We start from the raw sequence: 291 nt of genomic DNA on the forward strand, positions 1-291 counted from the left end.
GTGTGCCGGCCGCGTTCGGCAGTTCGCCCAGGGCGCTCAGCTCGCGCGCCTGGCGCGCCAGCTCGGCGAAGGGCGCGGGTGCTGCGAGCTGGTAGGGGGCATTGTCGGCGGCCTCTGCCTGCTCCAGCGAGCGGCCGCGCAACCAGTTGGCGAGCTCGGGGAGCTGGCTCTCCCAGGGCAGTTGCAGGTGATGAAACGGCCTGGGGCGCCACAGGTCCTGGTGCTGCAGGAGGAAGCCGTCCAGCGCCTGGAAGCGGATGAGCAGATCGCCGGAGGTGAGGAAAGGCTCTG

The 291-nt window shown here is 71.1% G+C and carries 1 pseudogene; it reads right to left on the reverse strand.

The features are described from left to right. Positions 1-291, reverse strand: a pseudogene (locus J0A65_RS27100) (hypothetical protein); the annotation flags it as partial.

This window comes from Bowmanella yangjiangensis (assembly GCF_017255015.1).
In the GTDB taxonomy this organism is placed as follows: Bacteria; Pseudomonadota; Gammaproteobacteria; order Enterobacterales; family Alteromonadaceae; genus Bowmanella; species Bowmanella yangjiangensis.